Source organism: Streptomyces sp. A012304, assembly GCF_026008495.1.
GTDB lineage: Bacteria > Actinomycetota > Actinomycetes > Streptomycetales > Streptomycetaceae > Streptomyces.
This window is the reverse complement of record NZ_BQUN01000216.1, coordinates 1-208: the sequence shown is the minus strand read 5'-3', so window position 1 is coordinate 208 and position 208 is coordinate 1. Positions and strand designations below refer to the sequence as shown.

The window sequence follows — 208 nt, the reverse complement described above, 5'->3', positions numbered from 1 at the left end:
GAAGTTGCCGTACCAGATGCCCAGCAGGCCGAGCAGCAGCGGGGCGTTGGCCTCGGCGGGGGTGGTGCGGAAGTGCTCGTCGACGATCCGGAAGCCGTCGAGCATCTCGCGGAAGCGGTCCGGGCCGATGGCGATCATCAGGGAGAGGCCGATCGCCGAGTCGTAGGAGTAGCGGCCGCCGACCCAGTCCCAGAACTCGAACATGTTG

At 67.3% G+C, this 208-nt stretch carries 1 pseudogene; it reads right to left on the bottom strand.

Going from position 1 to position 208, the window contains the following annotated elements:
- A pseudogene (locus ALMP_RS42530) lies at positions 1-208 on the bottom strand (glucose-6-phosphate isomerase); the annotation flags it as partial.